This window comes from Pseudomonas sp. Sample_11, assembly GCF_004307505.1.
In the GTDB taxonomy this organism is placed as follows: Bacteria; Pseudomonadota; Gammaproteobacteria; order Pseudomonadales; family Pseudomonadaceae; genus Aquipseudomonas; species Aquipseudomonas atacamensis.
On sequence record NZ_RCOD01000041.1, the window covers coordinates 116,465 to 134,374 of the forward strand.

A 17,910-nucleotide genomic window follows, 5' to 3' on the forward strand; every position below is an offset into this window, starting at 1 on the left:
GAATTGCCTACCCGATGACCGACGAATCGCCCTCCATCGACAAACTGCTGAAAAACCTCGATCACGCCATGCTCGCCGACCGTCACCGGCTGCGGCGGCAGTTGCTTGAGCTGCGCAAGAAACCCGACGAAGCCAAACTGGCCCAGTGGGTGGTGCGGATGCAGGCGTCCTGTGATCAGGTGCTGGCGCGTCGCGCGAGCCTGCCGGTGATTCGTTACGACGACAGTTTGCCGATCGCGGCCAAGCGCGACGAGATCAAAAAGGCCCTGGAGCAACATCAGGTGCTGATCATCGCCGGCGAAACCGGTTCGGGCAAAACCACCCAGTTGCCGAAGATCTGCCTGGAAATCGGGCGCGGCCAGCACGGTCTGATCGGCCATACCCAGCCGCGTCGGATCGCCGCGCGCAGTGTCGCCAGCCGTGTCGCCGAAGAGCTCGGCACGCCGCTCGGTGCGCTGGTCGGCTATCAGGTGCGCTTCGAGGATCAGAGCGATGCCAACACCCTGATCAAGCTGATGACCGACGGCATTCTGCTGGCGGAAACCCAGAACGATCGTTATCTGGAACGCTACGACACGATCATCGTCGACGAAGCCCACGAACGCAGCCTCAACATCGATTTCCTCCTCGGTTACCTGAAAACCCTGCTGCCACGCCGTCCCGACCTGAAGGTCATCATCACGTCGGCGACCATCGATCTGGAGCGCTTCTCCAAGCACTTCGATGACGCGCCGATCGTCGAAGTGTCGGGGCGTACTTTTCCGGTGGAAACCTGGTACCGGCCGCTGACGCTTGAGCAGGACGAGGAGGGCAACCGGGTCGAGGATGACCTGACCGTCGATCAGGCGATTCTCGCCACCCTCGACGAAATCGCCGCCTACGAGCGCAGCGAACGGCGCAGCCCCGGTGATGTGCTGGTGTTCCTGCCCGGTGAGCGCGAGATTCGCGACGCCGCCGACATGTTGCGCAAGGCCCAGCTCAAGCACACCGAAATCCTGCCGCTGTACGCGCGCCTGTCGCCGGCTGAACAGCAGCGGATTTTCCAGTCGCACCCGGGCCGCCGCGTGGTGCTGGCGACCAACGTCGCCGAGACCTCGCTGACCGTACCGGGCATTCGCTATGTGATCGACAGCGGCACCGCGCGCATCAGCCGCTACAGCTACCGCGCCAAGGTGCAGCGCTTGCCGATCGAAGCGATTTCCCAGGCCAGCGCCAATCAGCGTAAAGGTCGTTGCGGCCGGGTCGAGCCGGGTATCTGCGTGCGTTTGTACAGCGAAGAGGACTTCCTTGGGCGGCCGGAATTTACCGATCCGGAAATTCTTCGCACCAACCTCGCCGCCGTGATCCTGCAGATGCTCCATCTGCGCCTCGGCGAAATCACCGCGTTCCCGTTTATCGAACCGCCGGACGGCAAGGCAATCAGCGACGGTTTCAACTTGCTGCAAGAACTGTCGGCGGTGGATCGCAACAGTCAGCTGACGCCGCTCGGTCGCCAGTTGGCGCGCTTGCCGGTCGACCCACGCATGGGCCGCATGCTGCTGGAAGCGGCCAAGCTCGGCAGTCTGCAGGAAGTGCTGATCGTCGCCAGCGCCATGTCGATTCAGGACCCGCGCGAGCGTCCGCCGGAGCGTCAGCAAGCGGCGGATCAGGCCCATGCGCAATGGAAAGATCCGGATTCGGATTTCGCCGGCCTGGTCAATCTGTGGCGTGGTTTTGAAGAACAGCGCCAGGCTCTGACCGCCAATCCGCTGCGCAATTGGTGCCGGAAGAATTTCCTCAATTACCTGCGCCTGCGCGAGTGGCGTGATTCTCATCGTCAGTTAAGTCTGATCTGCCGCGACATGCAGCTGAGCCTGAACAAGGAGCCGGCGGATTATCCGAAGCTGCACAAAGCGGTACTGGTCGGATTGCTCAGCCAGATCGGCCAGAAAACCGAAGACGGCGATTACCTCGGGGCGCGGCAACGGCGCTTCTGGATTCATCCGTCGTCGGGCATCGGCAAGAAGCGCCCGCAGTGGCTGATGACCGCTGAGCTGGTGGAAACCACCAAGCTTTACGCGCGCATGGTCGCCAAGATCGATGCCGACTGGATCGAGCCGCTGGCCGGGCACCTGATCAAGAAGAATCACTTCGAGCCGCATTGGGAGAAGAAGCGCGGCCAGGTCGTGGCCTACGAGCAGATCACCCTGTTCGGCCTGATCGTCGTCGGTCGTCGCCCGGTGCATTACGGCCCGGTCGATCCGGTGGTATCCCGTGAGCTGTTTATCCGCGAAGGTTTGGTGCGCGGCGAGATTCAGTCGCGGGCCAAATGCCTGAGCGCCAATCAGAAACTGCTCGAGCAGCTCGACGAACTGGAGGCCAAGGCTCGCCGTCGCGACATTCTCGCCGATGAAGAAACCCTCTACGCCTTCTACGATGCACGTCTGCCAGCGGAGATCCACCAGACCGCGACCTTCGACAGTTGGTACAAAGTCAACAGCCAGAAAGATCCGCAGCTGTTGATCATGCGCGAAGAAGACGTGTTGGCCCGCGAGGCCAGCGAAGTCACCGCCCGTGATTACCCGGACACGTTGCACATCGGCGATCTGGAATTGGCCCTGACTTACCACTTCGAACCCAATCACCCGCGCGACGGCGTGACCTTGCGCGTGCCGGCGCCGCTGCTGCCGATGCTGCCGCCGGAGCGTCTGGAATGGCTGGTGCCGGGGCTGATCGAGGCCAAGTGCATTGCTCTGGTGCGCAACCTGCCGAAAGCCCTGCGCAAGAACTTCGTGCCAGTGCCGGACTTCATCAAGGCCGCGTTGCAGCGCATGACTTTCGCCGAAGGTTCGCTGCCGCAAGCGCTCGGTCGCGAGCTGCTGCGCATGACGGGCGCGCGGGTCAGCGATGAGGCATGGGCGGAAGCCGCGCAGCAGGTTGAAAGCCATCTGCGCATGAACCTGGAAATCGTCGACGGCGAAGGCAAGTTCCTTGGCGAAGGCCGCGATCTGGCTGAGCTGACCGCACGCTTCGCCGAAGCCAGCCAGGCCGCGCTGGCGGTGCCGCAGAGTGCGCAAAGTCAGCAACCGGTCGAGGCAAAAGTCTTTGCCCCGGTGGCGGAAAAGACCCAGCAGAAGATCGCCGGGCTGTCGATGACGGTGTACCCGGCGCTGGTGGAAGAGGGCGGCACGGTCAAGGAGGGACGCTTCTCTACCCCGGCCGAAGCCGAGTTCCAGCACCGTCGCGCCTTGCAGCGCTTGCTGATGCAGCAACTGGCCGAGCCGGCGAAATTCCTGCGCGGCAAGTTGCCCGGGCAGACTGAATTGGGCTTGCTGTATCGCGAACTGGGCCGGGTCGATGCGCTGGTCGAAGACATTCTGCTGGCCAGTCTCGACAGTTGCATTCTCGAAGGTGAAGACCCGTTGCCCCGCGATGGCGCCGGGTTGGCGGCATTGGCCGAACGCAAACGCGGCAACTGGACCGAGCACGCCGAGCGGGTTGCGCGGCTGACTCTGGAAATTCTCAAGATCTGGCACGGTCTGCAAAAACGCTTCAAGGGCAAGATCGATCTGGCGCAAGCGGTGGCACTCAACGACATCAAGCAACAGATCGGCAATCTGGTCTATCCGGGTTTCGTTCGCGAAACGCCGATGCAGTGGCTCAAAGAGTTGCCGCGTTACCTGAAAGCGGTCGAGCAGCGTTTCGAGAAACTCGGTGCGCAGGTGCAGAAAGATCGGGTCTGGAGCGGGGAACTCGCTGGCCTGTGGGCGCAATACCAGACCCGCGCGGCCAAGCATGCGCAGGAAGGCAAGCGTGATCCGCAGCTGGAGTTGTACCGCTGGTGGCTGGAGGAATACCGCGTGTCGCTGTTCGCCCAACAGTTGGGCACCAAAGTGCCGATCTCGGACAAGCGCCTGAGCAAACAGTGGAGCCAGGTCGAGCCCTGACCTGCCGCCATACACAATCCCTCTGTGGAAGCGGTCTTTGTGGCGAGGGGATTTATCCCCGTTGGGTGGCGAAGTCACCCCAAAACCTGCGACCTCGGTTCATCGATCGTTCCCATGCTCTGCGTGGGAATGCCTCTGGGGACGCTCCGCGTCCAGTGACGCGGAGCGTCACGGGCTGCATTCCCACGCGGAGCGTGGGAACGATCATCAAAAGATCGCAGCCTTCGGCAGCTCCTGCAGGGATCGAGTTGAGCAGGAGAAAGGCGCCAAAATCTCGGGTTTATGGCAAACTTCGCCACCATAACCCGCCGTTTCGCGACCCAGAGCCTTCGGCCGTGTCGCGCTGCGGAATAAAACGATGCCAGGTTTGCGTCCCCCGGATGGGAATAGACCCTTTGCGTGTTGGTACGACGGTTCCAGCACTTTCTGCCTGAACAGATTAGAGAAACGACCATGCATAACGTCGTCATCAGCGGCACCGGCCTGTACACACCGGCCAACAGCATCTCCAACGAAGAGCTGGTGCAGTCTTTCAATACCTACGTCGCCCAGTTCAACGCCGATAACGCCGAGGCGATTGCCAGCGGTGAAGTCCAGGCCCTGACCGAATCCAGCGCCGCGTTCATCGAAAAGGCCTCGGGCATCAAGAGCCGCTTTGTCATGGACAAGGACGGCATCCTCGATCCGCAACGCATGGCCCCGCGCCTGCCCGAGCGTTCCAACGATGAATGGTCGGTGCTCTGCCAGATGGCCGTTGGCGCTGCCGAACAAGCCCTGCAACGAGCCGGCAAAACCGCCGCCGATATCGACGGCGTGATCGTTGCCTGCTCCAACCTGCAACGCGCTTACCCGGCCATCGCCATCGAAGTCCAGGAAGCGCTGGGCATTGAAGGTTTCGGTTTCGACATGAACGTGGCGTGTTCTTCGGCCACCTTCGGCATCCAGGCCGCCGCCAACAGCGTACAGCTTGGCCAGGCGCGGGCGATCCTGATGGTCAACCCGGAGGTCTGCACCGGGCACCTGAACTTCCGTGATCGCGACAGCCACTTCATCTTCGGCGATGCCGCGACTGCGGTGATCATCGAACGCGCGGATCTGGCGACCTCCCCGTACCAGTTCGACGTGGTCAGCACCAAATTGCTGACCAAGTTCTCCAACAACATCCGCAACAACTTCGGCTTCCTAAACCGCGCGGCGGAAGAGGGCATCGGTGCCCGCGACAAGCTGTTCGTGCAGGAAGGCCGCAAGGTGTTCAAGGATGTCTGCCCGATGGTCGCCGAGCTGATTGGCGAGCATCTGGAAGAGAACCAGCTCAACGTCGGCGACGTGAAGCGTTTCTGGCTGCACCAGGCCAACCTGAGCATGAATCACCTGATCGTGCGCAAGCTGCTCGGCCGCGAAGCTACCGAAGAAGAAGCCCCGGTGATTCTCGACAGCTACGCCAACACCAGCTCGGCCGGTTCGGTCATTGCCTTCCACAAATACCAGGATGATCTGGCCTCGGGTTCGCTGGCGGTGCTCAGTTCGTTTGGTGCCGGTTATTCGATCGGTAGCGTGTTGCTGCGCAAGCGCTGAAACAGGTTAATTTCCCCTTAATCGCGTCGATCTTTCCTACATTCGAAGCGGCTGAAACGCTGTAATTTTTCGGACGTCGCGGCAGGTGCACACCTGCCGCGTTCATTTTCGAAGTCCGGACAAGGGGATTGATGGATGGCGGCTGACGACACCCAACTGCTCACGCGCTTGCTGGCGGGGGAGCAAAAGGCTTTCAAGGAACTGGTCACCACCTATCAGAGCGCCATGCGCGCGGTGGCTTACGCGATTGTCGGCCAGCGTCATGTCGAGGAAGTGGTGCAGGATGCCTGGCTGTCGGTGGTGCGCCATCTGGCCAGCTTCGAAGGCCGCTCCAGCCTCAAGACCTGGTTGCTGACCATCACCGCCAATTCGGCCAAGAGTCGCTACAAGCTCAATCGCCGGGAAGTGTTGCTCGATGACTTGCCATCACCTCACGGCACCATCGGTGACGATCGATTTTCCTCGAGCGACGGTCATTGGCTGGTCGCGCCATTTGCCTGGCATCAGGACACCCCCGAAGCGCTACTCACCGAAAACGAACTGCGCGAATGCCTCGAACACACCTTGCTGAGTCTGTCCGAGTTGCAGAGCAGTGTCCTGCTGTTGCGCGAACGCCAGGGCCTGGAGCTGGAAGAGATCTGTAATCTTCTGGAGATTTCGCTCTCCAATGTCCGCGTGCTGCTGCACCGGGCACGTTTGAAGGTCTTTGCGACCGTGGAACATTTTGAGGAGACAGGAGAATGTTGACCTGCAAGGAGCAAGTGGCACGATCCAGCGATTATCTCGATGGCCAACTGAGCTTTCGCGAGACGCTGATGGTGCGTCATCACCTGTTGTTCTGCCGCAACTGCCGGCGCTTCATGCGGCAGATGCGCGTGATGCAGGCAACCCTGAAGGCGCTGCCGGAACAACCGGAAGAGGGAGTGGATGCTTTGGCTGAGCGTCTGGCGACGCAGAGGCGCGACGACAGTCCTTGAAAGAGTCAGCCCGGGGCAGCGTCAGCGAACGGATGATGGGGATCGCTGGCATTGCACCGGGCTGCAGGACATCAGCTTCGAACGACAAGTCGCAAGGGGAGCGGTGACTTGCAGCTTGTCGCTCGAAGCTTGTAGCTGTTTTCTTAGAACTTCGCTTCAGCATCCAGCTGCAGGGTGTTGGCGTCTGCATCGCGCTGGCTGCGGCTGGCGAAGTCGGCCTTGGTCAGGAAGTACGTGGCGCCGACGGCGAAGTTCTTGTCGATGTCGTAACCGACCTTGAACTTGTGCCCGCGCGAACCGGTGGTGCCGTTGGCGAAGTCGGAGTCGGTGAAGGCGCCGACCACGGCATTGCGCTGCACGTCGCGATAGTTGTAATCGAGGTTGAAGCCGAACACTTTCGACTTGGCGCCGAGCAACCATGCGGTGTCCTGATCGGTCACGGCATCGTTGTTCTTCACGTACTGGCCGTAGAACGACAGCGGCATTGGCAGGCCGCCGATGTCGATCTGGCTGAACCCTTCATACAGACGGAATTCGTTATCGGCCGAGTTGCCGTTGACTGCCAGCGCGCACGGTGTCGAGGTGCCGGTGCAGCGGCTGTCATCGTCGTTCTGGTAGGCGTAGACGCTGCCGCCGACGGTCATCTTCAGGTTGTCAGTGATGTTGAAACGGCTGCCCAACTGGCCAGCGGTCAGGCGCAGGTCGTGGCGGAATTGCACGCCGTCGCCGTCAACGTTGTCCTTGAGGTTGTAGTTACCCAGGCTGCCGAACAGTTCGGCGCTGCCGCCCAGTGGGTATTTGTAAGTAACGGCCAGACCTTCCGGGTTGATGTCGCTGTCCCAGATCACGTCGCCCATGCTTACCCATGGTTGCAGCATCTTGCCGCCGATCACGTGCAGGTTCTTGATCTGATCCGGGTGATAGTCGATGTAGCCGAGGTCGAGCCAGATCTGCTTCTTGTCGAAGTAGTTGTCCTGATCCTGGTTGGTCGAGCGCGCGTCGTCACCGCCGCCGGTGGCGATACGGATACCTGTGTCGACTTGCGGGTTGATCTCGGTATAGGCGCCCAGACGCGCACGGATGCGCTGGCGGTCCTTGTCGCGGCCGCCGTTGTTCGGCTCGCCGTCGATCTTGATGGTTTCCTGACGGATACGTACGTCGCCCTTGAACTGGGTCTTGGCCGCCCAGGCCAGTTTCTGATCGAACAGGCTCTGTTCGTTGGTCTTCTTCGCGACCGCCGCCACTTGTTCGTTGGTTTCCTGCTGCGCCTGTTGGGCGATTTGCTGAGCCTTCTGATCCTTGGCCAGTTCTGTTTGCAGCTCGATGTACTGCGCCTGGGAAATCGACCCGTTGGCCTTGAGCATGTCGAGCAGTTTGGCGTCGACTGCAGCACTGGCCGGAACGCTCATGGCCAGCAACAAGCCGCCGCACAGGGCCGCTGCAGTTTTCGTGGAAGCAAGACGCATAGCAATCTCCGAAGATGAAGGGGATGGCTGAACCATCCTGGGCACAACCGGCCTGAAGGCCGGAAAACTGTGTCCGGGTTAGAACCCGGCGCTCTAAAAACAGGCGCCAGTATCGCGATGGTTTATGACAGGGCGGTGGCACAGTGATGGCAGGTTGATGACGATGCGGATCAGGCGTGAACTATCGAGTTAGAGCGCTGTCGGCCGATTGAGCGTGTGCAACGGGGTCGCGATCAGCGATACTCGCCGGGCTTTGTCGCCAAGCTGTGGAGTGCCAGTGAATGCCGTTGCAACGCCTGCAAGACCTGTCAGAAATCGCCCCGGCAAGCTGGGATGCGCTGGTGCCGGACAACCAGCCGTTCCTGCGTCACGCCTTCCTCAGCGCGCTGGAAGACAGCGGCAGTGTCGGCCCGCATACAGGCTGGCAGCCGGAGCATTTGCTGCACATCGAAGATGATCGACTGATCGCCGCACTGCCCAGTTATCGCAAGTGGCACTCCTACGGCGAGTACGTCTTCGATCACGGCTGGGCCGATGCCTGCGCGCGTGCCGGCATCGATTACTACCCCAAACTGTTGACCGCCGTGCCGTTCAGTCCGGTCAGCGGTCCGCGCTTGCTGGCGGCAACAGTGGAGGACGGTTTCGAACTGCTGAAAAGCCTGCCGGGCTATTTGCAGATCGAAGAACTGTCCAGCGCGCACATCAACTTCACCGATCCGTTTACCGATGCGGCGATGGCCGAGCAACCGGGCTGGCTGCAGCGTATCGGCTGTCAATATCACTGGCAGAACCGTGAGTACCGCGACTTTCAGGACTTCCTCGACGCCCTCAGCTCTCGCAAGCGCAAGCAGATGCGCAAGGAACGCGAGCAGGTGGCGGGGCAGGGCTTTGAGTTCGAGTGGTTGGAGGGGCGTGAGCTGGGCGAGGCGCAGTGGGATTTCGTGTACGCCTGCTATGCCAACACCTACGCGGTGCGGCGTCAGGCGCCATATCTGACGCGCGAGTTCTTCAGTCTGCTGGCTGAACGCATGCCCGAAGCGATTCGCGTGGTCTTGGCCAAACAGGGCTCACGGCCGGTGGCGATGGCGTTCAGCCTGGTCGGTGGCGACAGTTTCTACGGGCGTTATTGGGGCTGCCTGGCCGAGTTTGATCGGCTGCATTTCGAGACGTGTTTCTACCAGGGCATGGATTACGCGATTGCCCAAGGCATCCAGCGTTTCGATGCCGGGGCACAGGGCGAGCACAAGTTGATTCGCGGCTTCGAACCGGTGATCACCCATTCCTGGCATTACCTGCGCCATCCGGGGCTGAAAGCGGCGGTGAAGGATTTCCTCCAGCAAGAGCGCGCCGGGGTTCTGGCCTATGCCGAAGAGGCCCGCACCGCGTTGCCCTATCGCCAAACCTGACCATGATCGTTCCCACGCTCTGCGTGGGAATGCAGGCCGTGACGCTCCGCGTCACTGGACGCGGAGCGTCCCTTGAGGCATTCCCACGCGGAGCGTGGGAACGATCATATCGCGCGATCAGTCGATGCCGACAAAGCCTCCGGTCTGGTGCGCCCACAACCGCGCATACAGACCACGATGGGCGAGCAGTTCGGCGTGGGTACCGCTCTCGGCGATCTTGCCGTTTTCCAGCACCACCAGACGGTCCATGCGCGCGATGGTCGAGAGACGGTGGGCGATGGCGATCACGGTTTTGCCCTGCATCAAGGTCTCGAGGCTTTCCTGAATCGCTGCTTCGACTTCCGAATCCAGTGCCGAGGTCGCTTCGTCCATGATCAGGATCGGCGCGTCCTTGAGCAGCACCCGCGCAATCGCGATGCGCTGGCGCTGACCGCCCGACAATTTCACCCCGCGCTCGCCGACATGCGCATCGAAACCGCTGCGGCCTTCAGCGTCGGACAGCAGTGGAATGAACTCATCGGCGCGAGCCTTGTGCACGGCCTCCCACAGCTCGGCATCGGTCGCATCCGGTTTGCCGTAGAGCAAGTTGTCGCGGATCGAACGGTGCAGCAGCGAGGTGTCCTGCGTGATCATGCCGATCCGCGCGCGCAGGCTTTCCTGGCCGACTTCGGCAATGTTCTGCCCATCGATCAGGATGCGCCCGCCCTCGACGTCATACAGGCGCAGCAACAGGTTGACCAGGGTCGATTTGCCGGCGCCGGACGGGCCGATCAAGCCGATTTTCTCCCCCGGTTTTATTGTCAGATTGAGGTCGCCGATGATGCCTCTCTTCTTGCCGTAGTGAAAATCCACGTGCTCGAAACGCACTTCGCCCGAGGCCACGGCCAGCGGTTTGGCCTGCTCGCGGTCGGTGACGCTGACCGGTTGCGAGATGGTGCGCAGACCGTCCTGGACCATGCCGATGTTTTCGAAAATGCCGGTGACCACCCACATGATCCAGCCGGACATGTTGACGATACGAATCACCAGGCCGGTGGCCAGGGCAATCGCGCCGACGCTGATCAGCGACTGCGTCCACAGCCACAACGCCAGCGCGGTGGTGCCGACGATCAGCAGGCCGTTCATGGTAGTGATCGCCACGTCCATGCTGGTCACCACGCGACCGGCCATTTGCGCTTTGACGGTCTGTTCTTCGATGGCTTCCTTGGCGTAGTGCTGTTCGAAGTTGGTGTGGGCAAACAATTTCAGCGTGGCGATGTTGGTGTAGCCATCGACGATGCGCCCCATCAGTTTCGAGCGCGCGTCAGAGGCTTCCACCGAGCGCTCCTTCACCCGTGGCACGAAGTAATACAGCGCGCCGATGTAAGCGACGATCCAGGTCAGCAACGGGATCATCAGGCGCCAGTCGGCCTCGGCGAACAGCACCAGCGAGCTGATCGCATAGATCACCACGTGCCACAGCGCGTCGACCGCTTGCACGGCAGAATCGCGCAGCGAGTTGCCGGTCTGCATGATGCGCTGGGCGATGCGCCCGGCGAAGTCGTTCTGGAAGAAATTCAGGCTCTGCTTGAGCACGTAGCTGTGGTTCTGCCAGCGGATCATGCTGGTCATGCCCGGGCTCAGGGTCTGATGCACCAGCAGGTCGTGCAGGGCAAAGAAGATCGGTCGCAGCACCAGAGCGACCACCAGCATCCAGGTCAATTCGAGGGCGTGGTCGCTGAAGAAATTCGGGTTGGGCGTGCCTTGCGCCAGATCGATGATGCGGCTCAGGTAGCTGAACAACGCTACTTCGATCAACGAGGCAAACAGGCCGATGACGAGCAGGGCAGCGAAACTCGGCCAGACCTGCTTCAGGTAATAGACGTAGAAGGGCCAGACGCGGTCCGGCGGGGACGCCGTCGGGGCGTCGCGGAAGATATCGATCAGTTGTTCGAAACGGCGATAGAGCATCAGATAACCGCCCGGAATCCGGGCTCTCCTTTTATCAGTGCGAGCGGCGCAGGCTCAGCCCCCACGCCGCTCGATATGCCCGGCGAAACTCAGTCGATGCGCTTGGCCGACTTGATGATCACAGGGTCGACAGGCACGTTCTGCATGCCTTGTTTGGTGGTGGTCTGCGAGTTGACGATGATGTCCACGACGTCCATGCCCTTGACCACTTTGGCGAACACCGCGTAACCGGCGTCGCGACCCGGGTCGAGGAATGCGTTGTCGGCAACGTTGATGAAGAACTGGCTGGTCGCCGAATCAGGGTTGGAAGTACGCGCCATCGACAGGGTGCCGCGAACGTTGTGCAGGCCATTGCTGGCTTCGTTCTTGATCGGCGCCTTGGTTTCTTTCTGTTGCATCTGCTGGGTGAAGCCGCCGCCCTGAGCCATGAAACCCGGGATCACGCGGTGGAAAATGGTGTTGTTGTAGAAGCCGCTGTCGACGTATTCAAGGAAGTTCTTCGTGCTGATCGGTGCCTTGACCGGGTCCAGTTCGATTTCGATCTGGCCGTTGGTGGTGTCCAGCAGCACGTGGGGCGCCTTGGCCGGGGTAGCAGCCATCAGGTTGGCGGCAAACAGTACGGAGCCGGCGGCGAGGGCGAGTTTTTTCAGCATGGGTCAGTGATCCTGAGAGTGAAGGTCGGCTGTGGCGAGAAAATCCAGCAGCGTGTGATTGAAGCGTTCGGGTTGATCGAGCGGGGTGGCATGGCGCGAGTCGTCAATGACCACCAGCCGCGCATCCGGCAGCAGTTTTACATAGGTTTCCTTTAACGCCACCGGTGTGTAGTCACGATCGGCGCTGATGACGAGCGTTGGACAGGACACCCGGGAAAGTCGTTCCTGAACGCCCCAGCCCACGATCGCATCGAAGCTGGCGAGATAAGCACGTTTGTCGTTTTTTGCCCAGCGTTCGGCCATTTTCCGTCGCAGATCGGCCTGTTCCGGCTTGGGGAAAAGTTTGCTGCCGAGGGCTTTGCCGATGGTTTCCAGGCTGAGCAGGCGCATCAGGCTCCAGCGTTTGAACCACTGCCAGTAGTCGTCGCGGGTGCGCAATTTGACCTGTGGCGCGCTGTTGACGATGGTCAGGCTCTTGAGCGCTTGCGGCTGATCGACAGCCAGCTGAAAACCGATCATCCCGCCCATCGACAGCCCGACGTAGTGCACCGGACTGAGGCGCAGGTGTTCGATCAAGGCCAGCAGATCCGCGCTGAACCCGGCGATGCTGTAGTGCTCGCGGGGTTTGTCCGAGCGCCCGTGGCCGCGAATGTCCGGGACGATCACCCGGTAGTGCGCGGCCAGCGCGGGGATCTGCATTTCCCAGTCCAGGGTGCTCGAGCCGAGCCCGTGAACCAGCAGCAATGGCGCACCGTGGCCATATTCCTCGTAGTGCAGGTTGCAACCTTCGTGCTCGAAATACGCCATCGGTGAACTCCGTGTCAGGCTTGTTCGGGGGCGGCGAACGGTGCGTCCAGCGGCAAGGTGTCGAAGGTGCGCAGCAGTTCGATGAGGATTTGCGTGGCCGGGCCCAAGGGTTTGTCCTTGTTCGAATACAGATAGAAACTCGAATTGCGGCTGCCGCCTCGGTCCAACGGTAGCAGCTTGAGCGAACCATCCTTCAATTCCCGGTCGATCATGTGCCGCGGTAGCCAGGCAAAGCCCAGGCCGCTGCTGACAAAGGTCGCGGCGGTGGCGAGGCTGCCGACGGTCCAGCGCTGCTCGGCGCCGAGCCAGCCGACATCGCGCGGCTGCTGGCGGCCGGAGTCGCGGATCACCACTTGCATCTGGGTTTCCAGATCCTGAAAGCTCAGCTCGCGGTTGAGCCGATGCAGCGGGTGATCAGGGTGGGCAACGGCGACGAACTCGACATCGCTCAATTCCGCACCCAGGTAGCCCGGAATGCTCAGGCCGGTGATGGCCAGATCCGCCACGCCTTCGAGCAGCACTTCCTCGACGCCCGACAACACTTCCTCGCGCAGACGCACGCGGCAGCCGCGACTCTGCGGCATGAACGCGGTCAGGGCGCGGACGATCCGCGCGCTCGGGTAGGCCGCATCGACCACCAGCCGCACTTCCGCTTCCCAGCCTTGCTCCATGTGATGGGCGAGGTCTTCGAGTTGGCTGGCCTGTTTGACCAATTGCCGCGAACGGCGCAGCAAAACGCCGCCGGCTTCGGTGAGCACAGCTTTGCGCCCGTCGATGCGCAGCAACGGCACGCCGAGCTGATCCTGCATGCGGGCGACGGTGTAGCTGACCGACGATTGCGAACGGTGCAGGGCCTCGGCGGCCTGGGCGAATCCGCCGTGGTCGACCACGGCCTGCAACGTTCGCCATTGATCAAGGGTCACGCGGGGCGCTTTCATCAATAGCTCCTCTTGTCCTAAGCTGGCCGTCCCTCATGGAGACTGCCGAATGAAAAAATTCTGTTGTGTGGTGCTGGCGCTACTGCCGTTGACCGCGTTTGCCTATCCGATCGACGTGCAAAAGGATCTCAACGGCATGAAGATCGATTACGAGACTTACGACACGGACAACGACATCGGCTCGATCCGCGTGGCCAATTACGGTGACGTCGATGCGACCTGCCGTGCGGTGTTCAGCAACGGCCCGGAAGCACCACGCACGCGCAGCATCGATGTGCCGGCGGGCAAGCATAAAAACGCTACGGCCAAGTTCACCCGCGAGATCATCAAGCTGCGCATCAAACTGACCTGCACCCCGAAATAACGCTATTTCCCTGTGGGAGCGAGCCTGCTCGCGAAGACGGAGTGTCATCCAGAGATGATGTGACTGACATTCCGCTTTCGCGAGCAGACTCGCTCCCACAGGGGATATGGATTTAGCTTATAAACGAATTTATCGATGGATTACAGCGGATATTTGCGCTTTTTCATCGATTCGACTCTGTTTAACCTTCACTCCATCGACTTACAACAATCTCGGATGGAGGCTACACACCATGTCCCGCGTTCTGATCATCGAAAGCAGTGCCCGCCAGCAAGACTCGGTTTCCCGTCAACTGACCCAGACCTTCATCGCTCAGTGGAAAGCCGCGCACCCTGCCGATCAGATCACCGTTCGTGACCTCGCCGCGAACCCGGTGCCGCATCTGGACGCCAACTTGCTCGGTGGCTGGATGAAGCCCGCCGAACAGCGCAACGACAGCGAACAGGCGTCGCTGGACCGCTCCAACCTATTGACTGATGAGCTGCTTGCCGCCGACGTGCTGGTGCTGGCGGCACCGATGTACAACTTTGCGATCCCGAGCACGCTCAAGGCCTGGCTTGACCATGTGCTGCGCGCCGGGGTGACCTTCAAGTACACCGAAACCGGTCCGCAAGGTCTGCTCAACGGCAAGCGCGCCTTTGTCCTGACTGCTCGCGGTGGTGTGTATGCCGGTGGTCCTGCGGATCATCAGGAACCGTACCTGCGGCAGGTGATGGGTTTCATCGGGATCAACGACGTGACCTTTATCCATGCCGAGGGCATGAACCTGGGCGGTGACCTCCAGGAGAAGGGCCTGAATCAGGCCAACGCCAAACTGTCTCAGGTCGCTTGATCGGTTAATCGCCAGATAATCGCTGGATGGTCTAGTGACCTGGCGCAACCCCTTCAAGGTTCCACGCGCATCGAACCTCCCTTTGCACTTCTGCTCCTGAGTGCTGTAGCCCGATTGAACGCTTTAGCGAGATCGGGCTTTTTTTTGTCTGCGATATTTTCTGCTTCAAACAATCCCTCTGTAGGAGCTGCCGCAGGCTGCGATCTTTTGATTTTAAAAAAACAAGATCAAAAGATCGCAGCCTGCGGCAGCTCCTACATGGGGATTTGTGTTGGTTCCAGAAAGTAAAAACCGCTATCGTCGCCGCCATTCGATTTTCGAGGCGAGCATGGGCTATCTACTTTTTGTGACGCTGATCCAGGCGTTTTCCTTCAGTCTGATCGGCGAATACCTGGCCGGGCATGTCGACAGTTACTTCGCGGTGCTGGTGCGTGTGGTGCTGGCGGGGCTGGTGTTTATACCGTTGACGCGCTGGCGTTCGGTGGAGCCGGCGTTCATGCGTGGCATGTTGCTGATCGGCGCGTTGCAGTTCGGTGTGACTTACGTCTGCCTATACCTGAGCTTCCGCGTGCTGACGGTGCCGGAGGTGTTGCTGTTCACCATTCTCACGCCGCTGCACGTGACGTTGATCGAAGACGCGCTGAACCGCCGCTTCAACCCGTGGGCATTGGTTGCTGCGCTGGTGGCCGTGGGCGGTGCGGCGGTGATTCGCTTCGACAGCATCAGTCCCGACTTTTTCATGGGCTTTCTGCTGCTGCAACTGGCCAACTTCACTTATGCCGCCGGGCAAGTGTTGTACAAGCATCTGGTGGCGAAGCATCCGAGCGATCTGCCGCATTACCGCCGCTTCGGTTATTTCTACCTGGGCGCACTGGCGGTGGTGCTGCCGGCGTTCCTGTTGTTCGGCAAGTCGAACTTCCTGCCGGAAGCACCGCTGCAATGGGCGGTGTTGCTGTTTCTCGGACTGGTGTCGACGGCGCTGGGTCTGTACTGGTGGAACAAGGGCGCGTGCATGGTCAACGGCGGCACCCTGGCGGTGATGAACAACCTGCATGTGCCGGTGGGATTGTTGTTGAATCTGCTGATCTGGAATCAGCATGAGGAACTGGGGAGATTGTTCCTTGGCGGGGGTGTGATTCTGGCAGCGGTGTGGATCAGCCGGTTGGGCATTAAACGCACTGCGTAACCCGTGTAGGAGCTGCCGAAGGCTGCGATCTTTTGATCTTAAAAGTCAAAAGATCGTCCGAACGCGGCCCGAGCCTTCGGCAGCTCCTACATGTGATTTGTGGGTTACATCAGGTGTTTTTCCGGCTCCGGAATACTCGCCGAGCCCAACACCGCCGGCAGCAAGCCTGCGCGCAAATCCCCGCCACTCGGCTGTTGATACAGGCTCAGCCCGAACTCCGGCAACACCGCCAGCAGGTAATCGAAAATATCCCCCTGAATCCGCTCGTAATCGGCCCACACCGTGGTGCGGGTGAAGCAGTAGATTTCCAGCGGAATGCCCTGCGCGGTGGTCTGCATCTGCCGGACCATGCAGGTCATGTTCGGCTGAATTTCCGGGTGACTCTTCAGATACGCCAGCGCATAGGCGCGGAAGGTGCCGATGTTGGTCATGCGCCGGCGGTTGGCTGACATGGCCGCGACATTGCCCTGCGCTTCGTTCCAGGCCTTGAGCTCGGCCTTCTTGCGGCCCATATAGTCGGTCAGCAGGTGCACCTGGGAGAGCTTTTCTTCCTCGTCGTCGCGGATGAAGCGCACGCCGCTGGCATCGATGAACAGGCTGCGTTTGATCCGCCGACCGCCGGACTGCTGCATGCCGCGCCAGTTCTTGAACGACTCGGACATCAGCCGCCAGGTCGGGATCGAGACGATGGTTTTGTCGAAATTCTGCACTTTGACGGTGTGCAACGTGATGTCGACCACGTCGCCATCGGCGCCGACTTGTGGCATTTCGATCCAGTCGCCGACGCGCAGCATGTCGTTGCTGGTCAGCTGCACGCTGGCGACGAACGACAGCAGCGTGTCCTTGTAGACCAACAGAATCACCGCCGACATCGCACCCAGACCCGACAGCAGCAACAGCGGCGAGCGGTCGATCAGGGTGGCGACGATGATGATCGCGCCGAACACGTACAAAACCATTTTCGCTAGCTGGACGTAGCCTTTGATCGAGCGTGTACGCGCATGCTCGGTGCGCGCGTAGATGTCGAGCAGGGCGTTGAGCAGGGCGCTGACCGCCAGCAGCAGGAACAGGATGGTGAACGCCAGGGCGACGTTGCCGAGAAAATTCATCGCGGTTTTGCTCAGCTCCGGCACCAGGTGCAGGCCGAACTGGATCACCAGCGACGGCGTCATCTGCGCCAGTCGTTGAAACACCTTGTTGTGGCGAAAATCGTTGATCCAGTGCAGCGCCGGTTGGCGGCCGAGCATGCGGCTGGCGTGCAGGATCAGGTAACGCGCCACCCGTCCTAGCACCAGCGCAATGACCAGCAGCACCAGCAGCGCCAGTCCCGATTGCAGAAGTGGGTGCTCTTCGAGCGTGCCCCAGAGGCCTTGGGCTTTGAGCCAGAGCTGTTTGATATCCATAAGCGAAACGTTTCTTCTGTAAGACGCGAGGGCCGATTAGAGCATTTAAGACGCTGTGTATTGCAGCGAGTGACAAATCGGGCAACAAAAAAACCACTGATTGTCGGCGTTTGCACAAAGAAACTCGGCCTGAGCGCTCGAAACCGGTAACCTATGCAGCTGTTTTTTTGCATATCTTCGAGGTAGCACCCGTGTTTTCCCAATTCGCCCTGCACGAACGCCTGCTCAAAGCCGTGGCCGAGCTGAAATTTGTCGAGCCAACGCCAGTGCAAGCCGCGGCCATTCCGCTGGCGCTCCAGGGGCGTGATCTGCGGGTGACGGCGCAAACCGGTAGCGGCAAAACCGCCGCTTTCGTCCTGCCGATCCTCAATCGCCTGATCGGCCCGGCGAAGATCCGCGTCAGCATCAAGACGCTGATCCTGCTGCC

General features: G+C 60.7%; 15 protein-coding genes. 9 read left to right on the forward strand and 6 right to left on the reverse strand.

Annotated elements, in window-relative coordinates; genetic code table 11:
- The first annotated feature begins 14 nt into the window (after window positions 1-14).
- The 4 genes from hrpA (at window position 15) to D8U60_RS10980 (ending at window position 6,478) form a co-directional block, all read left to right on the forward strand.
- Entirely contained in the window at window positions 15-3,926 is a 3,912-nt protein-coding gene (gene hrpA / locus D8U60_RS10965; RefSeq protein ID WP_130900118.1) for an ATP-dependent RNA helicase HrpA, read from the forward strand.
- A 453-nt stretch (window positions 3,927-4,379) separates the two neighbouring features.
- Window positions 4,380-5,501 carry a beta-ketoacyl-ACP synthase III gene (locus tag D8U60_RS10970; RefSeq protein WP_016771207.1) on the forward strand — a complete coding sequence of 374 codons (1,122 nt, stop codon included), beginning with the start codon at window positions 4,380-4,382 and terminating at the stop codon, window positions 5,499-5,501.
- Window positions 5,502-5,636: 135 nt separating this feature from the next.
- Window positions 5,637-6,248 (forward strand): sigma-70 family RNA polymerase sigma factor, encoded by a 612-nt coding sequence (locus D8U60_RS10975; RefSeq protein ID WP_041478829.1) that lies wholly within the window; start codon window positions 5,637-5,639, stop codon window positions 6,246-6,248.
- On the forward strand, window positions 6,242-6,478 hold the full coding sequence (locus D8U60_RS10980) for a zf-HC2 domain-containing protein (protein ID WP_130900119.1): 237 nt from the start codon (window positions 6,242-6,244) through the stop codon (window positions 6,476-6,478). Before D8U60_RS10975 ends, D8U60_RS10980 begins: the two co-directional genes overlap by 7 nt.
- Before the next feature lie 143 nt (window positions 6,479-6,621).
- Here the strand turns inward: D8U60_RS10980 and D8U60_RS10985 are convergent, their stop codons facing one another.
- Window positions 6,622-7,944, reverse strand: a complete 1,323-nt coding sequence (locus D8U60_RS10985; RefSeq protein WP_016771204.1) for a putative porin — start codon at window positions 7,942-7,944, stop codon at window positions 6,622-6,624.
- A gap of 281 nt (window positions 7,945-8,225) precedes the next feature.
- Here D8U60_RS10985 and D8U60_RS10990 point away from each other — a divergent pair, with 281 nt between their 5' ends.
- Entirely contained in the window at window positions 8,226-9,350 is a 1,125-nt protein-coding gene (locus D8U60_RS10990; protein WP_130900120.1) for a GNAT family N-acetyltransferase, read from the forward strand.
- Between the two features lie 117 nt (window positions 9,351-9,467).
- On the opposite strand, the gene D8U60_RS10995 is transcribed toward D8U60_RS10990, so the two are convergent.
- The 4 genes from D8U60_RS10995 to D8U60_RS11010 all read right to left on the reverse strand — a co-directional run bounded on the left by D8U60_RS10995 (window position 9,468) and on the right by D8U60_RS11010 (window position 13,698).
- On the reverse strand, window positions 9,468-11,300 hold the full coding sequence (locus D8U60_RS10995; RefSeq protein WP_130900121.1) for an ABC transporter ATP-binding protein: 1,833 nt from the start codon (window positions 11,298-11,300) through the stop codon (window positions 9,468-9,470).
- A gap of 89 nt (window positions 11,301-11,389) precedes the next feature.
- A complete protein-coding gene (locus D8U60_RS11000; protein WP_016771201.1) occupies window positions 11,390-11,953 on the reverse strand; it encodes a peptidylprolyl isomerase in 564 nt (187 codons plus the stop codon).
- Between the two features lie 3 nt (window positions 11,954-11,956).
- Entirely contained in the window at window positions 11,957-12,760 is an 804-nt protein-coding gene (locus tag D8U60_RS11005) for an alpha/beta hydrolase (protein ID WP_130900122.1), read from the reverse strand.
- A gap of 14 nt (window positions 12,761-12,774) precedes the next feature.
- Entirely contained in the window at window positions 12,775-13,698 is a 924-nt protein-coding gene (locus D8U60_RS11010) for a LysR family transcriptional regulator (RefSeq protein ID WP_016771199.1), read from the reverse strand.
- A 49-nt stretch (window positions 13,699-13,747) separates the two neighbouring features.
- Here D8U60_RS11010 and D8U60_RS11015 point away from each other — a divergent pair, with 49 nt between their 5' ends.
- The 3 genes from D8U60_RS11015 to D8U60_RS11025 all read left to right on the forward strand — a co-directional run bounded on the left by D8U60_RS11015 (window position 13,748) and on the right by D8U60_RS11025 (window position 16,080).
- Complete coding sequence (locus D8U60_RS11015; protein ID WP_016771198.1) at window positions 13,748-14,062, forward strand: hypothetical protein; 315 nt, start codon at window positions 13,748-13,750, stop codon at window positions 14,060-14,062.
- A 232-nt stretch (window positions 14,063-14,294) separates the two neighbouring features.
- On the forward strand, window positions 14,295-14,894 hold the full coding sequence (locus D8U60_RS11020; protein WP_130900123.1) for an FMN-dependent NADH-azoreductase: 600 nt from the start codon (window positions 14,295-14,297) through the stop codon (window positions 14,892-14,894).
- 328 nt (window positions 14,895-15,222) lie between these two features.
- The gene (locus D8U60_RS11025; RefSeq protein WP_071174710.1) at window positions 15,223-16,080 is read left to right on the forward strand and encodes a carboxylate/amino acid/amine transporter; all 858 of its coding nucleotides are present in this window, start codon (window positions 15,223-15,225) and stop codon (window positions 16,078-16,080) included.
- A gap of 104 nt (window positions 16,081-16,184) precedes the next feature.
- On the opposite strand, the gene D8U60_RS11030 is transcribed toward D8U60_RS11025, so the two are convergent.
- On the reverse strand, window positions 16,185-17,483 hold the full coding sequence (locus D8U60_RS11030) for a mechanosensitive ion channel family protein (protein ID WP_056783642.1): 1,299 nt from the start codon (window positions 17,481-17,483) through the stop codon (window positions 16,185-16,187).
- Window positions 17,484-17,650: 167 nt separating this feature from the next.
- On the opposite strand from D8U60_RS11030, the gene D8U60_RS11035 reads away from it, so the two are divergent.
- On the forward strand, window positions 17,651-17,910 hold a 260-nt coding region (locus D8U60_RS11035; protein WP_130900124.1), incomplete at its 3' end, for a DEAD/DEAH box helicase.